This is a genomic window from Streptomyces sp. NPDC048644 (assembly GCF_043199105.1).
GTDB lineage: Bacteria > Actinomycetota > Actinomycetes > Streptomycetales > Streptomycetaceae > Streptomyces.
This window is the reverse complement of sequence record NZ_JBICVO010000004.1, coordinates 138,887-161,174: the sequence shown is the minus strand read 5'-3', so window position 1 is coordinate 161,174 and position 22,288 is coordinate 138,887. Positions and strand designations below refer to the sequence as shown.

At 71.5% G+C, this 22,288-nt stretch carries 18 protein-coding genes; 10 read left to right on the top strand and 8 right to left on the bottom strand.

Annotated elements, in window-relative coordinates; translation table 11 throughout:
* The first annotated feature begins 17 nt into the window (after positions 1-17).
* The 3 genes from ACGFNI_RS10330 to ACGFNI_RS10320 all read left to right on the top strand — a co-directional run bounded on the left by ACGFNI_RS10330 (position 18) and on the right by ACGFNI_RS10320 (position 2,825).
* Positions 18-1,172: a hypothetical protein gene (locus tag ACGFNI_RS10330; protein ID WP_393682399.1), complete on the top strand. Its 1,155-nt coding sequence runs from the start codon at positions 18-20 to the stop codon at positions 1,170-1,172.
* Between the two features lie 40 nt (positions 1,173-1,212).
* The gene (locus tag ACGFNI_RS10325) at positions 1,213-1,578 is read left to right on the top strand and encodes a hypothetical protein (protein ID WP_393682398.1); all 366 of its coding nucleotides are present in this window, start codon (positions 1,213-1,215) and stop codon (positions 1,576-1,578) included.
* A 155-nt stretch (positions 1,579-1,733) separates the two neighbouring features.
* Positions 1,734-2,825: an alpha/beta fold hydrolase gene (locus ACGFNI_RS10320; RefSeq protein ID WP_393682396.1), complete on the top strand. Its 1,092-nt coding sequence runs from the start codon at positions 1,734-1,736 to the stop codon at positions 2,823-2,825.
* Between the two features lie 25 nt (positions 2,826-2,850).
* On the opposite strand, the gene ACGFNI_RS10315 is transcribed toward ACGFNI_RS10320, so the two are convergent.
* Together ACGFNI_RS10315 and ACGFNI_RS10310 are read right to left on the bottom strand one after the other, a co-directional pair.
* A complete protein-coding gene (locus ACGFNI_RS10315) occupies positions 2,851-4,248 on the bottom strand; it encodes a sensor histidine kinase (RefSeq protein ID WP_393682395.1) in 1,398 nt (465 codons plus the stop codon).
* A complete protein-coding gene (locus tag ACGFNI_RS10310; RefSeq protein ID WP_393682394.1) occupies positions 4,245-5,036 on the bottom strand; it encodes a response regulator transcription factor in 792 nt (263 codons plus the stop codon). Before ACGFNI_RS10310 ends, ACGFNI_RS10315 begins: the two co-directional genes overlap by 4 nt.
* 63 nt (positions 5,037-5,099) lie before the next feature.
* Between ACGFNI_RS10310 and ACGFNI_RS10305 the strand changes: the two genes are divergently transcribed.
* Both ACGFNI_RS10305 and ACGFNI_RS10300 read left to right on the top strand, forming a co-directional pair.
* Complete coding sequence (locus ACGFNI_RS10305; protein WP_393682392.1) at positions 5,100-6,263, top strand: glycosyltransferase; 1,164 nt, start codon at positions 5,100-5,102, stop codon at positions 6,261-6,263.
* Positions 6,264-6,313: 50 nt separating this feature from the next.
* Positions 6,314-7,348, top strand: a complete 1,035-nt coding sequence (locus tag ACGFNI_RS10300; protein ID WP_393682391.1) for a GDP-mannose 4,6-dehydratase — start codon at positions 6,314-6,316, stop codon at positions 7,346-7,348.
* A gap of 6 nt (positions 7,349-7,354) precedes the next feature.
* On the opposite strand, the gene ACGFNI_RS10295 is transcribed toward ACGFNI_RS10300, so the two are convergent.
* Positions 7,355-7,990: a TetR/AcrR family transcriptional regulator gene (locus tag ACGFNI_RS10295; protein ID WP_393682389.1), complete on the bottom strand. Its 636-nt coding sequence runs from the start codon at positions 7,988-7,990 to the stop codon at positions 7,355-7,357.
* Positions 7,991-8,328: 338 nt separating this feature from the next.
* Between ACGFNI_RS10295 and ACGFNI_RS10290 the strand changes: the two genes are divergently transcribed.
* The 4 genes from ACGFNI_RS10290 (at position 8,329) to ACGFNI_RS10275 (ending at position 12,545) form a co-directional block, all read left to right on the top strand.
* Positions 8,329-9,303 (top strand): tetratricopeptide repeat protein, encoded by a 975-nt coding sequence (locus ACGFNI_RS10290; protein WP_393682387.1) that lies wholly within the window; start codon positions 8,329-8,331, stop codon positions 9,301-9,303.
* Positions 9,304-9,896: 593 nt separating this feature from the next.
* Positions 9,897-10,514: a DUF6230 family protein gene (locus ACGFNI_RS10285; protein WP_393682386.1), complete on the top strand. Its 618-nt coding sequence runs from the start codon at positions 9,897-9,899 to the stop codon at positions 10,512-10,514.
* A 137-nt stretch (positions 10,515-10,651) separates the two neighbouring features.
* The gene (locus ACGFNI_RS10280; protein ID WP_393682384.1) at positions 10,652-11,215 is read left to right on the top strand and encodes a DUF6114 domain-containing protein; all 564 of its coding nucleotides are present in this window, start codon (positions 10,652-10,654) and stop codon (positions 11,213-11,215) included.
* On the top strand, positions 11,205-12,545 hold the full coding sequence (locus tag ACGFNI_RS10275) for a hypothetical protein (RefSeq protein ID WP_393682382.1): 1,341 nt from the start codon (positions 11,205-11,207) through the stop codon (positions 12,543-12,545). The genes ACGFNI_RS10280 and ACGFNI_RS10275 overlap by 11 nt, the downstream gene beginning before the upstream one ends.
* A 73-nt stretch (positions 12,546-12,618) precedes the next feature.
* Here the strand turns inward: ACGFNI_RS10275 and pyk are convergent, their stop codons facing one another.
* The 3 genes from pyk to pta are packed head-to-tail and all read right to left on the bottom strand — an operon-like array spanning position 12,619 to position 17,459.
* On the bottom strand, positions 12,619-14,043 hold the full coding sequence (pyk, locus tag ACGFNI_RS10270) for a pyruvate kinase (protein ID WP_393682381.1): 1,425 nt from the start codon (positions 14,041-14,043) through the stop codon (positions 12,619-12,621).
* Between the two features lie 60 nt (positions 14,044-14,103).
* Positions 14,104-15,315, bottom strand: a complete 1,212-nt coding sequence (locus ACGFNI_RS10265) for an acetate kinase (RefSeq protein WP_393682379.1) — start codon at positions 15,313-15,315, stop codon at positions 14,104-14,106.
* Positions 15,316-15,362: 47 nt separating this feature from the next.
* Positions 15,363-17,459 (bottom strand): phosphate acetyltransferase, encoded by a 2,097-nt coding sequence (gene pta, locus ACGFNI_RS10260; protein ID WP_393682377.1) that lies wholly within the window; start codon positions 17,457-17,459, stop codon positions 15,363-15,365.
* A 229-nt stretch (positions 17,460-17,688) separates the two neighbouring features.
* On the opposite strand from pta, the gene ACGFNI_RS10255 reads away from it, so the two are divergent.
* The gene (locus ACGFNI_RS10255) at positions 17,689-18,714 is read left to right on the top strand and encodes an ATP-dependent 6-phosphofructokinase (RefSeq protein ID WP_393682376.1); all 1,026 of its coding nucleotides are present in this window, start codon (positions 17,689-17,691) and stop codon (positions 18,712-18,714) included.
* A gap of 76 nt (positions 18,715-18,790) precedes the next feature.
* On the opposite strand, the gene ACGFNI_RS10250 is transcribed toward ACGFNI_RS10255, so the two are convergent.
* Both ACGFNI_RS10250 and ACGFNI_RS10245 read right to left on the bottom strand, forming a co-directional pair.
* Positions 18,791-21,352 carry an ABC transporter permease gene (locus tag ACGFNI_RS10250; protein WP_393682374.1) on the bottom strand — a complete coding sequence of 854 codons (2,562 nt, stop codon included), beginning with the start codon at positions 21,350-21,352 and terminating at the stop codon, positions 18,791-18,793.
* A 61-nt stretch (positions 21,353-21,413) separates the two neighbouring features.
* A complete protein-coding gene (locus tag ACGFNI_RS10245; RefSeq protein WP_393682373.1) occupies positions 21,414-22,193 on the bottom strand; it encodes an ABC transporter ATP-binding protein in 780 nt (259 codons plus the stop codon).
* Between the last annotated feature and the right edge of the window lie 95 nt (positions 22,194-22,288).

Sequence of the window (22,288 nt, the reverse complement as noted above, 5' to 3'; positions counted from 1 at the left end):
CCGGGGAGTGACTCACCGTGGCCACCATCATGCTTCCTGTCGAGGTCGACTGGGTCCTGGACCTGCTGGGCTTCCAGTGGCCCAATGTCGACGAGGACAAGATGCGGGACGCGGCCGAGGCGTGGAGCAGCTTCGCCGCCGCCGTTCGCCAGTACCAGCAGCAGGGCGCCACCGCCGCGAACGCGGTGCAGGGCGCCAACTCCGGTGAGGCGATCGACGCGTTCGGTGACAAGTGGAGGAAGCTCAGCGACGGCCATCTCGACGATGTCGCGGAGGCGGCCGAGGTGCTTGCCGTGGTGCTCCAGGTGGTGGCCACGATCGTGATGGTCATGAAAATCGCGGTGATCGTGCAGCTCCTCGCGCTGCTGGTCGAGCTCGCGATGGCCCAGGCCGCCGCTCCGGTCACGCTGGGGGCCTCCGAGGCCGGGGCGGCTGCCGCCACGGCGACCACCAGGGTGGTCGTCCGCCGGATCATCAGCGAGGCGAAGACGAAGATCGTCCAGGCCGTCAAGGAAGCCCTGGAGAAGAAGGTGGTCAAGTCCGCCTCGGAACTCCTGAAGGACCTGGGCAAGGACATCGGCAAGGACATGCTCAAGGGCGCCGGGCAGAACATCGCCTCGCAGGGCATCCAGAGCTACTTCGGGGCGAAGGAGTTCTCGGGCGAGGACGTGGTGAAGGCGGGGGCGAAGCCCCTGGTGGCGTTCGACGAGAAGGAAGGCAGCTGGGACGTCACGGGCGCCGGCGACAAGGTCAAGGACGTCGGCAAGGTCGGCACCGGCGCCTTCCACGCGGCCGAGGGCGCCGGCAAGATCATGGAGGGTGACTTCGCCGAGGGCGGCAAGCAGTTTGCGAAGGGGGAGCAGGAGTGGGCCGAGGGCGTCAAGAACGTCTACGACATCCGGCACAAGGACAAGGAGGCGCCCGCCGAGGGGGGCGGTGAGGGCGCCGGTGACGGCGGCTCGGCCGACGGCGGCTCCAACTCCCCGGAATCCGGCGCCCACTCGCCCGAAGGCGGGACGCGTTCACCGTCCCCCTCCGAAGCTCCGGGCCCGTCGCCCGCCACACCGGCGAGCGGCACGCGGTCCCGGCTCGCGGACGGCATTCCCGACAACGAGGCCGCTGCCACGGACGGCAACGACGAGACCGCGCGCGTCCGTAACACCTTCGGCTGATGCTGACGCCGACCGGCCGCTGCTGAGAGGAACCCACCCCATGAACACCAGGAACGACGTCACCGGCCCCGGCGACCGCGACTACCCCATCGAGGAGAAGGACCTCTCCGATGAGCAGAACGCGCACCTCACCACTGCGCTGCGGGCCGTGCGCGGCAACCCCGCCGCCCCGCCCGCCCTCCAGGACCTCGCACGCAAGATGCTCGGCGGGCGGCTCGAACTGAAGGATGTCCTGGACGATCCGTCCGGGTACCGCGCGCTCACCGACGGCACCGCGGGGATGCGGGACAGTTGGCGGTCCATGTCCCCGCAGGACCGCCAGGCGGTGCGTGCGGAGGTCGAGGAGAGGGCGGCGCAGGCGGCCCAGGACCCCGATGAGCAGCCCCGCCGCACCCCCGGCGGGTGACCTGCCGCAGAGCCCTGCCAATGGCACGGTCGAAGGCGCCAACCGGCCGCCCCAAACCGCCACCCCGCCCCACCCCTCCCCCTCCACCAGGCGTTTTCCCGGGAGTTCGGGGTAGGCGGACGCCGTCCTGCCGCCTCGAATGTCCGGGAGTACCTGTGAAGAGATCAGCCCGTACCGCGCTCGCGACGTCCGCAGCCGCCCTTGCGGCGGTGCTGCTCGGCGGGTCCGTCGCCGGTGCGGCGCCGTCGTCCGTCCCGCACGCCGCGGAGGCTCAGCGGCCCCGCGTTCAGGACGAGTTCGACTCGCTCGGGCCCGAGGTCCGGGCCGCGCGGCTGGACTCGGGGCGTACCGCCCACTACATCGACGAGGGGCCGCGGGACGGCCGCCCGGTGCTGTTCATCGGCGGGACCGGCACCAGCGCGCGGGCCGCCCACATGACCGACTTCTTCCGCAGCACCCGCGAATCGCTGCGGCTGCGGCTGCTATCCGTCGAACGCAACGGCTTCGGCGACACGGCGTACGACCCGAAGCTGGGCAAGGCCGACTTCGCCGATGACGCGCTTCAGGTCCTGGACCGCATCGGGGTCGGCAAGGTCACCGTGGTCGCCATCTCCGGCGGCGGCCCGTACGCGGCGGAGCTGGCGGCGCGGGCGCCCGGCCGGATCCGGGCGCTGCACCTGGCCGCCGCGCTGCCGCCGTACGGCGCGAAGCCGGACTACTGCGGGGTGAGCGACGACGCGCTCGCCAAGGAGGTCGAAGGCCAGATCGCCGACCCGCGCAAGTGGTGGGCCTTCCCGGACGACAGTCCGACGCGGCAGATCCCCGGTTTCGCCGACACCGCGTACGAAGAGGGCGCCAGGACCTACAACCAGCGCGGTCAGAAGGCCGACCCGGCGCCGCAGGTGCACGAGCAGAAGCTCTACTGCGGGCGCCCGGGCCCCGACCTGTCACGGCTGACCGCGCCGGTGTACCTCTACAGCGGCAAGAAGGACACCACCGTGCCGCCCAGCACCCTCGCGACCTGGAAGGCACATCTGCCGGGCACGCCGAAGGTCCGCAGCTATGCCGATTCCGGGCACGACGTGCAGTACCGGCACTGGGACCAGATCCTGGTCGACCTCGCCGGGTACGGAGACCGTACGGTGGTCTGCCGCCGTGGCCACAGCGGCATGGTCCCGGCCGCCGCGGCGGACCGGATGGTCGCGGACGGGCGGGCCACGCCGGGGAGTTGTGCCTGGCGGAAGTAGCGGAGAACGATGGGGCGCGCCTGGCCTACGGGACCGGGATGCGTAGCCGGAAGCACGCCCCGCCGCCCGGTGCCGCCTCCGCGGTGAGGACGGCGCCGTGCGCGCGGGCGATCTGCCGGGCCATGGCCAGGCCGAGGCCCGACCCCGGCAGGGCGCGGGCCGCGTCGGCGCGGTAGAAGCGGTCGAAGACGTGCGGGAGGTCGGCGGCGGCGATGCCGGGGCCGTGGTCGCGGACGGTCAGCTCCACGCCGCCCGGTACGACGGCGAGACCGGCCGCCACCGGGCCGCCGGGCGGGGAGAACTTCGCCGCGTTGTCCAGGAGGTTGGACAGCAGCCGCGCCAGGCGGGCCGGCACGCCGGGAACGGTGAGGTCGTCGGCCGCCGGGTCGGTGTGCAGTGCGAAGGCGATCTCCGGCCAGTGCTCGCGGGCCACACCGACCGCGTGCGCCAGCAGCGCCGCCGGCCGCACCTGCTCCACCAGCGGCTGCGGCTCCTCGTCGCGTGCCAGCTCGATCAGGTCGTTGACGAGGGTGGTGACCTCGCGCAGCTGCCGGCCCAGGGCCGCGGACGCCCGCTCGCGCTGCGCCTCGGTCAACCGGCCCGAGCGGGCCAGGAGTTCGGCGTTGGTGCGGAGCGCGGTGAGCGGGGTGCGCAGCTCGTGCGAGGCGTCCGCGACCAGCCGGCGCTGTGCGGCGACGGACTGCTCCAGCTCGCCCAGCATGACGTTGAAGCTGGCGGCGAGCCGGGTCACCTCGTCCTCGCGTCCGGCCGGTCCGGTGGGCAGTTCGATGCGGTGCCCGGCGTCGCGGGTGGCCGCGATCCGTTCGGCGGTCGCCGTCAGCCGGGCGACCGGCGCGAGCCCGGTGCGGGAGACCCAGTAGCCGAGCGCGGCGGCCAGCAGCACACCGGTGGCGCCGACCAGGGACAGCGCCCACGCGGCCTGCCGCACGCCCCGCTCCACGGTGTCCGAGCGCAGCGCGACCTGAAGCGCCTCCTGTGTGCCCGGCAGGCGGGTGGTGAACATCCGGACCGGGTGCCCGCCGACCGTGAGCTTGCTGTAGTACGCGGCGTGGTGCCCGGCCGCGACCTGCCGGGTGGCCTCGCCGACCGGCAGGCCGTAGCGCCCGCGCGGGTCGCGGGCCGGGTCGGACGGCACGATCTGGACGCACGGCACGGCCTGGTAGCGGCAGGAGTCGTCGCTCGCCGTCGGCCCCCAGTTGCGCCGTTCCTTGCTGACCTGGCCGGCCGTCTGCGACAGGTTCAGGTCGAGCTGGCGGGTCATCTGGACGCGGATGATGAGGAAGGCGGCGGCGCAGACACCGACGGCGACCAGTGCCACGGCGGCCGATGCGGCCAGTGCGAGACGTGCCCGCAGCGGCCGGCGCCGCCGCCAGCGGGCGCCGAGGCCGCGACTGCCGCTCACACCCGGTCCAGGCGGTAGCCGACGCCGTGCACGGTGTGCACGAGCCGGGGCTCGCCGCCGGCCTCCAGCTTGCGGCGCAGGTAACCGACGTAGACGGCCAGCGAGTTGGAGTCGGGGCCGAAGTCGCGGCCCCACACCCGCTCCAGGATCACCTCGCGCGGCATCACCTGCCCCGGGTGCAGCAACAGCAGCTCCAGCAGCGCCCATTCGGTGCGGCTGAACTCCAGGGGGCGGCCCGCGCGGTGTCCGGTGCGGGTGACCGGGTCGACGACCAGGTCGGCGAAGGACAGGGTCGTGTCCTCGGCGCTCCCGGAGGCGGCCCGGCGCAGCAACGCCCGTACCCGGGCGACCAGTTCGTCCAGCGCGAAGGGTTTGACGAGGTAGTCGTCCGCGCCGGCGTCCAGGCCGTCCACCCGCTCGCTGACCGAGTCCAGCGCGGTCAGCACCAGGATCGGCGTCCGGTCGTCCAGCGCGCGCAGCCTGCGGCAGACCGCGAGGCCGTCCAGGACCGGCATCATCACGTCCAGGACCAGCGCGTCCGGCTGCCAGGCGGCGACCTCGGAGAGCGCCGCGAGGCCGTCGGACGCGCCGCGCACCGTGTACCCCTCGACGGCGAGACCGTCCTCGACGGCGGCGCGTACCTCCGGCTGGTCGTCGACGACGAGGATCCGTGGCCCGCCGGCCGCGCCGGGACCGGCGGCCCCGGACGGCGCGGCGGCGGGCTCCGCGGCGGACGGCGGGCGGGCAGGGCGGTGCGGCGCGGGCTGCGGGGACGGCGTTGACGGCATGGGACCAGGCTGCCAAACCGTGCTCTTAGAAGCTTCTTAGGGCGTATCGCGAGCGTGGCGGCCATGCGCACACCACTTTCCGTCGTGATCGGTGCGGGCGGCACCGGCGGCCACATCTACCCCGGACTCGCCCTCGCCGACGCGCTCCGCCGGGCCGTACCCGACGCGGTGATCTCCTTCGTCGGCACCGAGCGCGGTCTGGAGACGCGGCTGATCCCGCAGGCCGGATACCGGCTGCACACCGTCGACATGATCCCCTTCGACCCCTCGCTGGGTGCCAGGCGCTACCTGCTGCCGGCCGCGCTGCTGAAATCGGGCGCCCAGTGCCGCGCGATCCTCAAGGAGCAGGGTGCCCAGGTCGCCGTCGGCATGGGCGGCTACCCGAGCGCGCCGGTCATCGTCGGGGCGCGTCTGGCCGGGCTGCCGAGCCTGGTCCACGAGTCCAACGCGGTGCCTGGCCGGGCCAACAGGTTCGCCGCCCGCCTCACCCCGCACCTCGCCCTCGCCTTCGACCGCAGCCGCCCGTATCTCGCGGGCGGCGAGCGGGCGGAGACGGTCGGGATGCCGCTGGTCGGGCCGCTGGCCGACCTGGACCGGGAGGCGCTGCGGCCGACCGCCCGCCGGGAGCTGGGTGTCCCGGACGGGGTGCGGCTGCTGCTGGTCAACGGCGGCAGCCTGGGCGCCGCCCGGCTCACCGATGCCGCGGTGGGCCTTGCCGCCAGGCACCGTGCCCGCAAGGACCTGCGGCTGCTGATCAAGACGGGGCCCGCGGCGCTGGAGGAGACGCGGGCGCGGCTGGCCGCGAACGGCGGCGCGGCGGTGGCCGATGCGGTGCCGTACCTGGACCGGATGGATCTCGCCTACGCCGCCGCCGATCTGGTGGTGTGCCGGGCGGGCTCCGCGACCGTCGCGGAGCTGGCCACCATCGGCATGCCCGCCGTCCTGGTGCCCTATCCGCACGCGCCGGGCGACCACCAGACGCACAACGCGCGGGTGCTCTCGGACGCCGGGGCTGCGCTGCTGCTCGCCGACGCGGAGACCTCGGCGGAGCGTCTCGACGCGCTGACCGCCCCGCTGCTGGCCGATCAGGACCGGCTCGCGGCGATGGGCGCCGCCGCCGACCCCGGCACCCACAGCAGCGCCGCCGACCTGCTGGCCGCCAAGGCCCTGGCCCTGGCCGGTCACCCGCAGCCGCAGTTCCTCACCCACCCGATATCCGTCCGATGAATCCGGCGTCCGATGCGTCCGATGCCACCCAGGAACATGAAGGAGTCAGCATGAACAGCGACAGCAACAGCAACAGCGACAGCACCCACGGCGCCGGGCCGTGGCAGGGCCGGAAGGTGCTGGTCACCGGCGCCGAGGGGTTCATCGGCTCGACGCTGGTGGATCTGCTCGTCGAGCGGGGCGCACAGGTGCGTGCCCTGGTGCATTACAAGCCGTATGCGGAGAAGGGACATCTCGCCCACCACCTGGCGCCGGGTGGCGCCGTCGAGATGCTGGCGGGCGATGTGCGGGACGCGGGCCGGGTGATGGACGCGGTGGCCGGCTGCGACACGGTCTTCCATCTGGCCGCGCTGATCGGGATCCCGTACAGCTACGACTCGCCCGGTGCCTACGTCCAGACGAACGTCGTCGGCACCGAGAACGTCGCCGAGGCGTGCCGCCGGCACGGGGTGCGGCGCCTGGTGCACACCTCCACCAGCGAGGTCTACGGGACCGCGCTGACCGCGCCGATCTCCGAGGACCACCCGCTCCAGCCGCAGTCGCCCTACTCCGCTTCGAAGATCGGCGCGGACATGCTGGCGCTCTCGCACCGGCACGCGTTCGAGCTGCCGGTGACGGTCGTCCGCCCCTTCAACACCTACGGGCCCCGGCAGTCGGCCCGTGCCGTGATCCCCACGATCCTGGCCCAACTGCACTCCGGCGCACGGCAGATCAAGCTCGGTTCGCTCACCCCGACCCGGGACTTCACCTTCGTCACGGACACCGCGGCGGGCTTCTTGGCGCTGGCCGACTGCGACCGGGCGCTGGGGCACGTCGTCAACCTCGGCACCGGCCGGGAGATCGCCATCGGCGCGCTCGCCGAAGCGCTGATCGCGGCGTCCGGCAGGCAGGCGGAGGTAGTGGTGGACGCCGGGCGGCTGCGCCCCTCGGGCAGCGAGGTCGAGCGGCTGTTGTCGGACAACTCCCGGGCCCGCGAGTGGGCCGGCTGGCGGCCCGAGGTGTCCCTGGAGGAGGGCCTGGAGCGGACGTCGGATTGGGTTGCCGCGAACCTGGGGCTGTTCCGGGCGGACCGCTACCAGGTCTGACGGCCGTCAGCCGAGACCCGTCAGCCCCAGCAGCAGCACGGTCGCGAGCCGGTGGGCCCAGGCGTCGTCCACCGGCTCGGCGCTGACCAGGGTGCGGTGCACGATCGCGCCGGCGATGACGTCGAAGATCAGGCCCACCGCGTCCGCCGCGGCCCGTGCGCCCTCGGGCCCCGGGGCGTCGGGCGGCAGTTCGCCGCGGGCCTGGGCGCGCTCGCGGCCCAGGATCACCAGGCGCATCTGCCGGTCGACGATGGCGGCGCGGATCCGCTCGCGCAGCGCCGCGTCCGTCGTCGACTCGGCGACCACGGCCATCAGCGCGGTCTTGGTCTCGGGACGTTCCAGGAGCGCCCCGAATTGCAGGGCGACGTCCTTGATGTCGGCCTGGAGGCAGCCGCTGTCGGGGAGTTCGAGTTCGTCGAAGAGGACTGCGACCGCGTCCACGACCAGTTCGTTCTTGTTGGCCCAGCGCCGGTAGAGCGTCGTCTTGGCCACCTTGGCACGGGCCGCCACATCGCCCATGCTGAGCTTGCCCCACCCCAGGTCGACGAGGGCGGCACGGGTCGCGTCGAGGATCGCGCGGTCGGTCTCGGCGCTGCGGGGGCGGCCGGTGCGTGCCTTGTGCGGGCGGGCGGAGTGCGGCATGCGGGCGACCATACCGGCCAGTAGGCGGCCGGAAGGCGCTGCTCGTGAGACAGATCACGGCCCGCTGGTCCTGAGGGGGGTGCCGGGCCAGGACCCCGAACAGTTACGCTACGGGTCGTAGCGTAAGAGCGACGATCACTGGCCTGGGTGGGGACCTACGGCCGTGCAGGGGCGGCCCTTTCGGGGGCCGTATCGGGCACCGGGCCCGGACGTACGCCGGCATTCCGGCGGAGCGTACGGACGGCCGGGGAGCCCGGGAGAGGATCCGGGACCGCCGGGCGGGCCGGATTTTCCGCATCGCTTTCCGGAACGGACCGCGCAGGGGGGAGGATGGACCCATGCAGCCACGCAACATGTCCATGAGTGGAGTCGTCGACCTCGCAGCGGTGAAGGCGGCCGGGGAAGCGAAGCAGAAGGCGGAGCAGGCGCGCGCCGACGCGGCCCGTACGGGCGAGGCGCCCGTGAGCGGTGCCCCGTTGGTGTTCGACGTCGACGAAGCAGGGTTCCAGCTGGACGTCCTGCAGCGCTCCACAGAGGTTCCGGTCGTCATCGACTTCTGGGCCGAGTGGTGCGAGCCGTGCAAGCAGCTGAGTCCGCTGCTGGAGCGCCTGGCGGCCGAGTACGCCGGCAAGTTCGTGCTCGCCAAGATCGACGTCGACGCGAACCAGATGCTTTTCCAGCAGTTCGGTGTGCAGGGCATCCCCGCGGTCTTCGCGGTGGTCGCCGGCCAGCCGATCCCGCTGTTCCAGGGCGCGGCGCCCGAGTCGCAGATCCGCCAGGTGCTCGACCAGCTGGTGCAGGCCGCCGAGCAGCAATTCGGCATCGTGGGCGCGCCCGTCGACCCGCAGGCCGCGGGTGTTCAGGACGCGCCGGACGAGGCGCCGGTGCCCGTCGGCCCGTACGACGCCGCGCTGGAGGCGGCCAACCAGGCGCTGGATTCCGGCGATCTGGGCGGTGCGGTCCAGGCGTACAAGAACGTGCTGTCCGACGACCCGGCCAACCCCGAGGCGAAGCTCGGCCTGGCGCAGGCCGAACTGCTGCGCCGGGTGCAGGATCTGGTCCCCGCCGAGGTCCGTAAGGAGGCCGCGGAGAACCCGGCCGATGTGCGGGCGCAGATCCGGGCGGCCGACCTCGATCTGGTCGGCGGGCACGTCGAGGACGCCTTCGGGCGGCTGGTCGACGCGGTGAAGCGGTCCTTCGGTGACGACCGCGAGGCGGCCCGGGTGCGGCTGCTCGAACTGTTCGAGGTGATCGGGACGGACGACCCGCGGGTGACGTCGGCGCGTACCGCGCTGGCCCGGGTGCTCTTCTGACGCTCCCTCGCTCCCGTCCCGCCGTGTGCCGTGGAGGCAAACGGAACAGCGGCCACGCTTTGCCAAATCTTGGTAATCGTGGCCGCTGTTACTTGGAGTAAATCCCCTGGGGTGTTGCGCGGTTCTGTGTCCGCAATTGCCCCATGTTTCTTCGCTGTGAGCGACGACCCTGCGTACCCGTGCGATATCAGCCGGTCGCAGTCCGGTTATCTGTCCGTTACTCGCAAGTAACGAACCCCTTGTGCGGCGGCGTGGAATGCACCACGATCGGCCACGCTCGGTCCATTCCCGCAGTCCGGCATCCGGCCGGCGCCGCGGGTCGCATGGAACCCCACCGAGTGGCCGGCGGCAGTGCTGCCGGCCGTGGACAGGGGGGTCTTTGCCCAACCGGCAGAGCCTGTCCGGAGGTTGCGCGAGAGCGTGGCCAGTGGTTGTCGCTCGGGGGTGATCGCCGGTATTCGGAAACGTCAAGCGCCTCCGAGTACGGGCGCTCTCCTTCCCGAGGACGTAGCACTTCTCCCATCCCAGGTACGGCAGTTCTCCCCCTGAGGCCGCCGGTATCCGGAGATGTACGTCCGAGAAGGAGGAAAGTCATGGAGTCCCTGGCTCGTGGCGGGACCAGATGGAAGCGGTTCGCCGTCGTCATGGTGCCGAGTGTCGCGGCGACCGCCGCGATAGGCGTCGCCCTCTCGCAGGGCGCGCTCGCGGCATCGTTCAGCGTGTCCGGCCAGCAGTTCAAGGTCAGCACCGACCGGCTGGACGGCACCGGGTTCGTCCAGTACGGAGCGGTCGACGCCCAGAAGAACGGCAAGCAGGTTCCGGTGGCGGTCTCGGCGTTCTCCGACGCCAAGATCAAGAACCTGTGCCAGTCGGTCGTCGTGCCGGTGCCGGTGTTCGGCGATGTGTCGATGAAGCTGATGGCCGGTGGCGGTGACACGCCGGTCCAGGCGAAGAACCTCTACATCGACCTGGACCAGCTGGACGCCGACGCGACCTTCAAGAACATCAACATCGGTGTTGCCGCGGGGTCGACGTCCAAGGGCCCCGGCATGAAGAAGGGCGACAAGGCCGACCCCGGTTCGTTCGCCCAGGAAGCCGACACGGCCACGCTGACCGGCGTCAGGCAGACGGCGTGGGCGACCACCGCCGGCACGTTCAAGCTCAGCGGCCTGCAGATGAAGGTCAGCAAGGGCAAGAACGAGTGCTACTGACACGCTGAGCGTGCGGGCGCGGGGTGCGTACCCCGAGGCCGGTGCCCCGTGCATCCCGTGCCCGTACGACGGCAGTGCCGTGCAGTACGCATTCCGCTCAGAACCACCGATTTGCCAGTCCCGAGGAGCTGTACCACATGAGCGCCGACACGCGACCACGGCTGATCGAGACCATCGGCCGGAAGCGCATTTCGTTCCGGGAGTGGCGCGGACACCGCCCGTTCTGGGGCGGCTTCCTGACTCTGCTGGCCGGCATCCCGATCATGTACATCCCTTACGCGAATCTCACGATCGGTTCCCTGACCGTCCGCCTGGCCACCACCGCCGGCGCCGGTTCGCTGATCATCGGCGTACTGCTGGTCGTGCTCGGCCTGACCATGTGGTTCCAGCCGGCCTCGCGCGTCTTCGCGGGGGTGGCGGCGATCCTGCTGTCACTCGTCTCCCTGGTCGTCTCGAACTTCGGCGCCTTCCTGATCGGCTTCCTGCTGGGGCTGATCGGCGGGGCGCTCGCGGTCTCCTGGGCTCCCGCCAAGGCGGCCGGGGGCGACGCCGGTACGCCCGCGCGCGGGCGGCCCGTCGGACCGCTGGGCGACACGGAACCCGCCACGGCCGGCGCCGGTTCGGGATCGGGCAACGCACTGGACGACCTGTCAGGAACGAGCCCGACCAACGGAACGAACGGGAGGCACCGTGCCGGGTGACGAGCTGCACGAGAACGCAGCCGCCGGGGCGAGATCCGGGCCGAGGCACGCGGCACCGAGGAAGCCGCTGCTGACGCGGTTCCACGTGCCCGCGGGCAAGGCGATCGCCATCGCCGCGATGCCGTCGGCCGTACTCATGGGCATGGGCCTGACGCCCCAGCTGGCGATGGCCAAGCAGGCGCCCAAGAGCCCTTTCAAGGACGGCCCGTGCGTGAGCGCTCCGGACCCACAGGAGCAGGAAGCGCAGGCGGCGAAGAAGGCCGCCAAGGCCGAGAAGGCCGAGAAGGCCAAGAAGGAAGCCGAGGCCGCGAAGGAAGCGGCGGAGAAGAAGGCGTCAGGGGACAAGGAGCCGGATGCCACCCCGTCCGGCGATGCCGGGACGTCGCCCTCGCCCTCGCCGTCCGCGTCGAAGGACAAGAGCGAAAGCCCCACGCCGTCGGCCGAGCCGTCGGACAGTGCCTCGCCCTCCGCGACGGCGGACGAGGACAACCCCTGGTACGACCCGTTGGGCGTCGGCAAGAAGATCGAGGACGCCCTCGATCCGAAGAAGGCGCAGGAGAGGGCCGAGGAGAAGGCCGACGACGGGGCCACCGCCTCGCCCGGCGCCTCGCCGTCCGGCTCCGCCACGGCACCGAAGTCCACGGACGGCACGGCCACGAAGGACGACGCGGCCCCGCACGCGGGCAAGGGCACCGATCCGGTCAAGGACACGGTGGACAAGCTCGGCAGGACCGCCGATGAGGCGGCCGGCTCCGCGGACAAGCTCGCCAAGGAGGCGAAGGACGCCAAGGAGAAGGCCGATCAGGCGCTGCCCTCGCCGTCGGCGGGTGCGCCGGACGCGGACGGCAAGAAGCCGTTCCCGTGCGTCGTGGAGAAGAAGTCGGACGGCAGCGACGAGCAGCCGCCCGGCACCGTCCCGAACGAGCCCTGGCAGCTGGAGTCCAGCGCGCTGACCCTGCGCGACCTGGACTACAAGGGCGTGGTCAACCTCAAGACGCCGGACGGGCGGACCAAGCAGGCCCTGAAGTTCACGGCCGGCAGCGTCGACATCGGCGATCTGCACCAGATCGTGGCGGGCCCGAACGGCAAGAAGTACCACGTCCAGGCCGCCAAGGGCTCGACGTCGACGATCCGCGACGGCCAGGTCACGATGTATACGGAACGCCTTGAGGGCAACCTCTTCGGGCTGATCCCGATCGTCTTCGACCCGGAGCACCCGCCGCCCATCAACGTCCCGTTCGCGTACTTCACCAAGGTGAAGATCGCGCAGGCAGGACAGTTCGGCGGCACCCTGCACGTCCCGGGCATGCACCAGAACATCACCGACTGAGCGAAAACGGCGGTGGGCCGTCCCCTCGAAGGGGGCGGCCCACCGCCGTTGCTTCAGCGCCTTCGGCGGGCGGTCAGCTCTCGCCGCCGAGGTGGTGCACCCGCACCATGTTGGTGGTGCCGGGGACGCCGGGGGGCGAACCGGCCGTGATGATCATGGTGTCGCCCTGGCTGTAGCGCTGGAGCTTGAGCAGCTCAGCGTCGACCAGGTCGACCATCGCGTCGGTGTTGTCGACGTGCTGCACGACGAAGGTCTCCACGCCCCAGCTCAGCGCGAGCTGGTTGCGGGTGGCCGCGTCGGTGGTGAAGGCCAGGATCGGCTGGGCGGCGCGGTAACGGGAGAGCCGGCGGGCCGTGTCACCGGACTTGGTGAAGGCCACCAGCGCCTTGCCGTTGAGGAAGTCCGCCATCTCGCACGCCGCGCGGGCCACCGCACCGCCCTGCGTACGCGGCTTCTTGCCGGGCACCAGCGGCTGGAGGCCCTTGGACAGCAGCTCCTCCTCGGCCGCCTCGACGATCTTCGACATCGTCTTGACGGTCTCGATCGGGTACTGGCCGACCGACGACTCCGCGGAGAGCATGACCGCGTCGGCGCCGTCGAGGATGGCGTTGGCGACGTCGGACGCCTCGGCGCGGGTCGGCCGCGAGTTGGTGATCATCGACTCCATCATCTGGGTCGCCACGATCACCGGCTTGGCGTTCCTGCGGCACATCTCCACCAGGCGCTTCTGCACCATCGGGACCTTCTCCAGCGGGTACTCCACCGCCAGGTCACCACGGGCGACCATGACGGCGTCGAACGCCATCACGACCTCTTCCATGTTGTTGACCGCCTGCGGCTTCTCGACCTTGGCGATCACCGGAACCCGGCGGCCCACCTCGTCCATGACGCGGTGCACGTCCTGGACGTCCTTGGCGTCCCGGACGAAGGACAGCGCCACCATGTCGCAGCCCATGTGCAGGGCGAACTTGAGGTCCTCGATGTCCTTCTCGGACAGCGCGGGGACGTTCACCGCGGCGCCGGGGAGGTTGATGCCCTTGTGGTCGGAGATGACCCCGCCCTCGATGACGATGGTGCGCACCCGCGGGCCGTCGACCTCGACGACCTGGAGGGCCACGTTGCCGTCGTTGATCAGGACCGGGTCGCCCTTGGAGACGTCGGCGGGCAGCCCCTTGTAGGTGGTGCCGCAGATGGTCCTGTCGCCGGGAATGTCCTCGGTGGTGATGACGAACTCGTCGCCGCGCACCAGCTCCACGGGGCCGTCGGCGAAGGTCTCCAGGCGGATCTTGGGGCCCTGGAGGTCGGCCAGCACGCCGACGGCGCGGCCGGTCTCCTCGGACGCCTTGCGGACGCGGTGGTACCGCTCCTCGTGCTCCGAGTGGGTTCCGTGGCTCATGTTGAAGCGGGCCACGTTCATCCCGGCCTCGATCAGCGTCTTGAGCTGATCGTAGGAGTCGACGGCGGGGCCCAGGGTGCAGACGATTTTCGAACGGCGCATGGGCTGAATCCTATCGGTTTGTTTCGGAGCGGAATATTCCCCCGGGGGGAAACACCAGGACTAGGCGCTGACCAGGGCGTATGTCTGCTGGGCGATCTCCAGCTCCTCGTCGGTCGGCACCACCGCGACCGCGACCCTGGCGTATTCGGGCGAGATCAGCCGGGGCTCGGCGGAGCGCACGGCGTTGAGCGAGGCGTCCACGGCCAGGCCCATCTCCTCCAGGCCGGCGACAGCGGCCTCCCGCACCGGGGCGGCGTTCTCGCCGACACCCGCGGTGAACGCCACCGCGTCCACCCGGCCCAGCACCGCGCAGTAGGCGCCGATGTACTTCTTCAGACGGTGGATGTAGATGTCGAACGCGAGCTTCGCGCGCGCGTCGCCCGCGTCGATGCGGCGCCGGATCTCCCGCATGTCGTTGTCGCCGCACAGCCCGACCAGGCCGCTCTTCTTGTTGAGCAGCTCGTCGGTCTCGTCGGCCGACATCCCGGCGACCCGCTTGAGGTGGAAGGTCACCGCCGGGTCGATGTCGCCCGAGCGGGTGCCCATGACCAGGCCCTCCAGCGGCGTGAGCCCCATCGAGGTGTCCACGCAGCGCCCGCCGGCCACCGCGGACGCCGAGGCGCCGTTGCCCAGGTGCAGCACGATCACATTGACCTCGGACGGGTCCTTGCCGAGCAGCGCCGCGGTCTTGCGCGAGACGTACGCGTGCGAGGTGCCGTGGAAGCCGTAGCGGCGGATGCGGTGCGCGTCGGCGGTCTCCACATCGATGGCGTAGCGGGCCGCGTACTCCGGCATGGTCGTGTGGAAGGCGGTGTCGAAGACGGCGACCTGCGGCAGGTCGGGGCGGAGCCGCTGGGCCGTCCTGATGCCGGTGATGTTCGCCGGGTTGTGCAGCGGCGCGACCGGTATCAGACGCTCGATTTCCTTGAGCACCACGTCGTCGATCACCGTCGGCACGGTGAACTTCAGGCCGCCGTGCACCACCCGGTGCCCGATCGCGGCCAGCTCCGGCGAGTCCAGGCCGAGACCGTCGGCGGACAGCTCGTCGGCCACCGCCTTCAGCGCGGACTCGTGGTCGGCTATCGGGCCCTCGGTCTCGCGCGCCTCGCCGCCGTTCGCCAGCGGGTGGTGGGTCAGGCGCGAGGTCTCCTCCCCGATGCGCTCGACGAGCCCGGCCGCCAGGCGACTGCCGTCGGTCATGTCGAGCAACTGGTACTTCACCGACGAGGAGCCGGAGTTGAGGACGAGGACGCGGGAGGCGGTGGCAGTCATGGAGGGCTTTCCGGATGGGGTGCGGGGATCGTGGGGGAGGGGCGGCGTCAGTCGGCGGTGTGCCCGGCACCGGGCTGCGCGCCCTGCGCCTGGATGGCCGTGATGGCCACGGTGTTGACGATGTCCTGGACCAGCGCGCCGCGCGAGAGGTCGTTGACGGGCTTGCGCAGGCCCTGGAGGACCGGGCCGACGGCGACCGCGCCCGCCGACCGCTGCACGGCCTTGTAGGTGTTGTTGCCGGTGTTGAGGTCAGGGAAGATCAGCACGGTGGCCTTGCCCGCCACGTCGGACTCGGGGAGCTTGGTCTGCGCGACCGCCGCGTCCACCGCCGCGTCGTACTGGATCGGCCCCTCGACCAGCAGGTCGGGACGGCGCTCACGGACCAGCGCGGTCGCCTTGCGCACCTTGTCGACGTCCGCGCCCGAGCCGGAGGTGCCGGTGGAGTACGACAGCATCGCGATCCGCGGCTCGACGCCGAACTGGGCGGCGGTGGCGGCCGACTGGATGGCGATGTCGGCGAGCTGCTCGGCGTCCGGATCCGGGTTGACCGCGCAGTCGCCGTAGACCAGGACCCGGTCGGCCAGGCACATGAAGAAGACCGAGGACACGATCTGGGCGCCCGGCTTCGTCTTGATGATCTCGAAGGCGGGGCGGATGGTCGCGGCGGTGGAGTGCACGGCGCCGGAGACCATGCCGTCGGCCAGGCCCTCCTGCACCATCAGCGTGCCGAAGTACGAGACGTCGGCGACCACGTCGAAGGCCAGCTCGTAGCCGACGCCCTTGTGGGCGCGCAGCTCGGCGTACCGCTCGGCGAACCGCTCGCGCAGCGGCGAGGACTGCGGGTCGATGATCTGGGCGCCCGCCAGGTCCATGGACAGCTCGGCGGCGCGCTTGCGGATCGCCTCCTCGTCGCCGAGCAGCGTCAGGTCGCAGACGTCGCGGCGCAGCAGCACATCGGCGGCGCGCAGCACCCGCTCCTCGCCGCCCTCGGGCAGCACCACGCGGCGGCGGCCGGAGCGGGAGCGCTCGATCAGCTCGTGCTCGAACATCATCGGGGTGACCCGTCCGGAGCGGGCGACGGAGATACGGTTCGTCAGCTCGCTGGTGTCCACGTGCCGCTCGAACAGGCCGAGCGCGGTCTCGGCCTTGCGCGGCGACGCGGCGTTGAGCTTGCCCTCGATGGCGAACAGCTCGCCCGCGGTGGGGAAGGAACCGCCGGGCACCGAGATGACCGGGGTGCCGGGGGCGAGCCGGCTCGCCAGCGCCATGATGTCGGGCCCGGGGCGCTCGTCGAGGGTGAGGACGACACCGGCGATGGGCGGGGCGCCCGCGCTGTGCGCGGCGAGCGAGCCGACGACGAGGTCGGCACGGTCCCCGGGGGTCACCACCAGGCAGCCGGGGGTCAGCGCCTTGAGGAAGGTCGGCAGCATCGCGCCGCCGAAGACGAAGTCGCGGGCGTCCCTGGCCAGCCCGGAATCGTCGCCGAGCAGCACCTCGGCGCCGAGCGTGTGCACGATCTGGGCGACGGTCGGCGCGGACAGCGCGCCGTCCTCGGGGAGCGCGTAGCAGGGCACCGGGAGCCGGGCGGCGAGACGCTCGGCGACCGCGGCGCGCAGGCCGGGGGCGACGCGGTTGACGACCAGGGCGACGACGTCGCAGCCCAGCGAGTCGTAGGCGCGGTAGGCGTTACGGGCCTCGGCGCGTACGGACTCGGCCTCCTGGCCCTGGCCGCCGACGACCGGGATCACCGCGGCGCCGAACTCGTTGGCGAGGCGGGCGTTGAGGCTCAGCTCGTCCGGCAGGCTGCTGCCCGCGTAGTCCGAGCCGAGCACCAGCACGTACTCGTACTCCCGCGCCACCCGGTGGAAGCGCTCGACGAGCCGGGAGACCAGCTCGTCGGTGCCCTGCTCGGCCTGGAGGGCGGCGGCCTCGTCGTACGCGATGCCGTAGACGGTCTCGGCGGGCTGCGTCAGCCGGTAGCGCGCCCGCAGGAGGTCGAACAGCCGGTCGGGTCCGTCGTGGACCAGCGGGCGGAAGACACCTACCCGGTCGACGTGGCGGGTGAGGAGCTCCATGACTCCCAGCTCGATGACCTGGCGGCCGTCGCCGCGGTCGATACCGGTCACGTACACGCTGCGCGTCACGCGTGCTCTCCGATCCATTCCGTTGCTGGCATGGTCAAATTCAGCCGTTATGGTGGGCTCGCCTTCTTGACAATACCCGCGGCTGTGGATACGTCGCTCTCCCAGTTTCCCCGGGACCGCGGTGCCGGAGAGCGCAGGGGTACCGGGCGAGTGAGGACGGGTGCCACGGCGCCGTGAAACAATCGGACCGGCTCACACGTCCGACAGCGAGCACAGGAGACACAGCACGATGCGTATCGGAGTCCTCACCGCAGGCGGCGACTGCCCCGGCCTGAATGCTGTGATCAGGTCCGTCGTTCACCGCGCCCTGACGGGGCACGACGATGAGGTCATAGGTTTCGAGGACGGGTTCGCCGGGCTCCTCGACGGCCGCTTCCGCAAGCTCGACCTCGACGCGGTCAGCGGCATCCTCGCCCGCGGCGGCACCATCCTCGGCTCGTCCCGGCTGGAGCGCGCCCGGCTCCGCGAAGCCTGCGAGAACGCCAAGGACCACTCCAAGGACTACGGCATCGACGTCCTCATCCCGATCGGCGGCGAGGGCACCCTCACCGCCGCCCGGATGCTGTCGGACGCCGGGCTGCCGGTCGTCGGCGTCCCCAAGACCATCGACAACGACATCTCCTCCACCGACCGCACCTTCGGTTTCGACACCGCGGTCGGCGTCGCCACGGAAGCCATCGACCGGCTCAAGACCACCGCCGAATCGCATCAGCGGGTCATGGTCGTCGAGGTCATGGGCCGGCACGCCGGCTGGATCGCGCTGGAGTCCGGCATGGCGGGCGGCGCCCACGGCATCTGCCTGCCGGAGCGCGGATTCGATGTGAACGACCTGGTCACGATGGTCGAGGAGCGCTTCGCCCGCGGCAAGAAGTTCGCCGTCGTCTGCGTCGCCGAAGGCGCGCACCCGGCCGAGGGCACCATGGACTACAAGAAGGGCGCCATCGACCAGTTCGGCCACGAGCGGTTCTCCGGCATCGGCAACGCCCTCGCCGCCGAGCTGGAAAGGCGCCTCGGCAAGGAGGCCCGCCCGGTCATCCTCGGCCACGTCCAGCGCGGCGGCACCCCCACCGCCTACGACCGGGTGCTCGCCACCCGCTTCGGCTGGCACGCCGTCGAGGCCGCCCACCGCGGCGACTTCGGCAAGATGACCGCGCTGCGCGGCACCGACATCACGATGGTGCCGCTCGCCGACGCGGTCACCGAACTGAAGCGGGTGCCCGCGCACCGCATGCAGGAGGCCGAGTCGGTGTTCTAGAGCCCCGGCCCCGCAGTACCGAAAACGGCGGCGCGCCCCCCGGTGAGGGGAGCGTGCCGCCGTCGGCGTACCGGTGTCACTCCGCGCCGATCGCCTCCAGCATGTTCAGCTTGGCCGCCCGGCGGGCCGGCCACAGCGCGGCCAGGACGCCGACCGCAAGCGCCAGCAGAAGGAACAGGCCGAGCCGGTCCCACGGCAGCCGGAGCGTGTAGTCGGCGAGCCCGTTGCTCATGATGGAGCCGACGGCCCAGGAGAGGAAGATCCCGACCCCGATGCCGAGTACGGCGCCGAACAGGGCGACGACCACCGACTCCAGGCGCACCATCTGCTTGATGCCGCTGCGGGAGAGCCCGATCGCCCGCAGCATCCCGATCTCGCGGGTCCGCTCGAAGACCGACATGGCGAGGGTGTTGACGACACCGACGATCGCGATCACCACGGACATTCCCAGCAGGCCGTAGACCATGTTCACGAGCATCGCGATCGGACCGGCCTGCTCCTTGCGGAGCGCGTCGGGGTCCTGGACCTTGAGCAGCGGGCTGTCGCCGAGCGCGTGGCGGATCTGCGTCTCCAGCCCTTCGGTCCTGCCGCCCTTGGCCTTGACCAGCAACTCGTCGTTCTGCTGGGTGAAGAGGTAGGGATCCACCAGGGACGTGGCGGCCAGCGACCCGCCGACGGTGTCGTTGTCCTCGTAGACTCCGGCGACCTTCAGCCGGGCCTTCGGCTTGTGCTCATCGAACGTCGCCGTCAGGGTGTCGCCGGTGTGCCAGCCGTTCTCCTTGGCCGTGGTCCGAGAGACAGCGATTCCCCGGGCGCCGAGGTTCTGGAGCGCCGTGAGCGAACCGTCGGTGAAGGACAGCCGGGCGACCTTGCCGATGGCGGCGAGATCGGTGCCGGTCACGTTCGCGAAGCCGTTCCCGGACTGGAAGCCGGTCTTGCGCAGCGGGGCCATCGCCTCGACGCCGGGGAGCTGTGCGACCTTGAGGGACGGCTCGATCTTCAGCCCGGCGAAGTTCGACGTGGTGACCTTGTAGTCGGCACTCAGCTCGCGGGTGACCTGGGCGTCCATCGCCTGCTGCACCGAGCTGCCGAGGACCGTCATGCCGGTGATCAGGACGAGACCGATCATCAGCGCCGACGCGGTGGCGGCGGTGCGCCGCGGGTTGCGCAGTGCGTTCTCCTTCGCCAGCTTGCCGCCGATCCCGAAGAGCCGGACGGTGACCAGACCGGCCAGCGACACCAGCGGCCGGGACAGCAGCGGGGCGAGGACGATCGCGCCGGTCACGGTGAGGATGCCGCCCGCCATGGCGACCGGCATGTCGTCGGTGGTCTTCAGAGTGGAGGCGTAGCACATGATCGCCACGCCGAGGCCCCCGATGACGGCGCCGATGGAGTTACGGATCACCAGGCTGCGCGGCGCGGGCGCCGCCTCGACGCTGTTCAGCGCCTCCACCGGGGCGATCTTCGCGGCCTTGCGGGAGGGCAGCCAGGCGGCCAGGACGGTCACCAGGACACCCGCACCCAGCGCGGCGATCACGCTGGTCGAGGTGACGATGACCGGGCCGCCGGGGAGGCCGGCGCCGTTGGCGTTGAGCACCGCGCGCAGGCCCACCGCGATGCCGGTGCCCAGGGCGAAGCCGACGACGGACGAGACCAGGCCCAGCAGACCGGCCTCGATCAGCACCGAGCGGACGACCTGACGCCGGGAGGCACCGACCGCACGCAGCAGCGCGATTTCGCGGCTGCGCTGGGAGATGAGCATGGTGAAGGTGTTGGCGATGATGAAGATGCCGACGAACAGGGCGATACCGGCGAAGGTCAGCAGCGTCGTGCTCAGCGCCTCGTTCTGCGACGCGATCCTCTTGGCCTGGTCCGCGGCGAGTTGGGTGCCGCTGACGGCCTGGGCGCGGTCCTTGGGCAGCAGCGTGCGGATCTTCGCGGTCAGCGCCTGCTGGTCGGTGCCGGGGTCCGCCGCCACCACCAGCTCCTCGAACTGGCCGGGGTGCAGATACAGCTTCTGGGCCGTCGCCGTGTCGAGGAGCGCCAGGGTGCCGCCCGCGGTCACCTTCGGGTCGTCGGTCGCGACGATGCCGACCAGCTTCTTCGTCTGCACCGGCCCGTCGACGGCGAAGCGCACGGTGTCGCCGATCCGGTAGCCCGACGTCTTCGCGGTGGACTCGGCCAGTGCGATCTCGCTCCCGTTCGCCGGGCCGCGGCCCTTGACCAGCGGGTAGCGGCTGTCCTGACCGTCCTTGCCCGGCTGGTAGTTGGCGGCGCGGTTCTGCCAGCTGTCGCCGATCGGCTTGTTGTCCTTGTCGGCGAGGGTCGCCTCACCCGTGACGTCGGTCCGTACGGCCGCGACGCCGGGCAGCGCGCCGATGCGCTTCGCCAGCGCGCTGTCGAGTGCGGTGGACCGCTTGCCGTCTTCCGGCGGTTCGGCGTCGTCGGGGGTGACGGCCTGTACGGAGACCGCCACGTCCTTCAGGTTCTTGGACGAGGCGTTCTTGACGGCTTCGCCGACGGTGTCGCTGAAGACGAGGGTGCCGGCGACGAAGGCGACGCCGAGCAGGACCGCGAGCGCGGTCATCAGCAAACGGGCTTTGTGCGCAAAGACGTTGCGCAGTGCGGTGCGGAACATGGTGGTGTCAGTCCTGGGTCCGGTGGCGCGGATGGGGCGGGTGCGGCGGCGCCGCGCGGGGTCAGCTGGTACGGCTCTTGGAGTCGAACATCCGCATCCGGTCCAGGACGGCGTCCGCGGTCGGCTCGTACAGCTCCTCGACGATCCGGCCGTCGGCGAGGAAGACGACCCGGTCCGCGTACGAGGCGGCGACCGGGTCGTGGGTGACCATCACCACGGTCTGGCCCATCGCACGGACCGACTCCTGGAGGAAACCGAGGACTTCGGCGCCCGAGCGGGAGTCGAGGTTGCCGGTCGGCTCGTCCGCGAAGATGATCTCCGGCCGGGCGGCCAGCGCCCGCGCGACGGCCACCCGCTGCTGCTGCCCGCCGGAGAGCTGGGCCGGCCGGTGCCCGAGCCGCCCGGACAGGCCGACGGTCTCGATGACGTTGCGCAGCCACTCCCGGTCGGGCTTGCGGCCCGCGATGTCCATCGGCAGCGTGATGTTCTCCTCGGCGGTCAGCGTCGGCAGCAGGTTGAACGCCTGGAAGATGAAGCCGATCCGGTCCCTGCGCAGCCGCGTGAGCTGCTTGTCGCCGAGCGACGCCAGCTCCGCTTCGCCGATCCGCGCCGAGCCGGACGAGACCGAGTCCAGGCCCGCCATGCAGTGCATCAGCGTGGACTTGCCGGAACCCGAAGGGCCCATGATCGCGGTGAAGCGGCCCTTGCCGAACTCGACGGACACCGAGTCCAGCGCCACCACCCGGGTGTCGTTCTGGCCGTAGACCTTGCTCAGGTCCGTCGCGCGGGCGGCGACGGCCGAGGCGGTGCGGGCGGGGGTGGGGGCAGCCGCGTAGGACACGGGGACTCCTGGAGAGGGGGGACGGTGATGCCTCCATTCTTGAATGTGCACGTCATCGCGCACGTCACCCGGCAGGACCGAAAGCCCGACCGGCC

Excerpts from the sequence above, each read along its gene's own strand:
- ACGFNI_RS10325 (WP_393682398.1), top strand. The coding sequence starts at position 1,213 with ATGAACACCAGGAACGACGTCACCGGCCCCGGCGACCGCGACTACCCC.
- ACGFNI_RS10310 (WP_393682394.1), bottom strand. The coding sequence starts at position 5,036 with ATGCCGTCAACGCCGTCCCCGCAGCCCGCGCCGCACCGCCCTGCCCGC.
- ACGFNI_RS10305 (WP_393682392.1), top strand. The coding sequence starts at position 5,100 with ATGCGCACACCACTTTCCGTCGTGATCGGTGCGGGCGGCACCGGCGGC.
- ACGFNI_RS10300 (WP_393682391.1), top strand. The coding sequence starts at position 6,314 with ATGAACAGCGACAGCAACAGCAACAGCGACAGCACCCACGGCGCCGGG.
- ACGFNI_RS10295 (WP_393682389.1), bottom strand. The coding sequence starts at position 7,990 with ATGCCGCACTCCGCCCGCCCGCACAAGGCACGCACCGGCCGCCCCCGC.
- ACGFNI_RS10290 (WP_393682387.1), top strand. The coding sequence starts at position 8,329 with ATGCAGCCACGCAACATGTCCATGAGTGGAGTCGTCGACCTCGCAGCG.
- ACGFNI_RS10285 (WP_393682386.1), top strand. The coding sequence starts at position 9,897 with ATGGAGTCCCTGGCTCGTGGCGGGACCAGATGGAAGCGGTTCGCCGTC.
- ACGFNI_RS10280 (WP_393682384.1), top strand. The coding sequence starts at position 10,652 with ATGAGCGCCGACACGCGACCACGGCTGATCGAGACCATCGGCCGGAAG.
- pyk (WP_393682381.1), bottom strand. The coding sequence starts at position 14,043 with ATGCGCCGTTCGAAAATCGTCTGCACCCTGGGCCCCGCCGTCGACTCC.
- ACGFNI_RS10265 (WP_393682379.1), bottom strand. The coding sequence starts at position 15,315 with ATGACTGCCACCGCCTCCCGCGTCCTCGTCCTCAACTCCGGCTCCTCG.
- ACGFNI_RS10255 (WP_393682376.1), top strand. The coding sequence starts at position 17,689 with ATGCGTATCGGAGTCCTCACCGCAGGCGGCGACTGCCCCGGCCTGAAT.
- ACGFNI_RS10250 (WP_393682374.1), bottom strand. The coding sequence starts at position 21,352 with ATGTTCCGCACCGCACTGCGCAACGTCTTTGCGCACAAAGCCCGTTTG.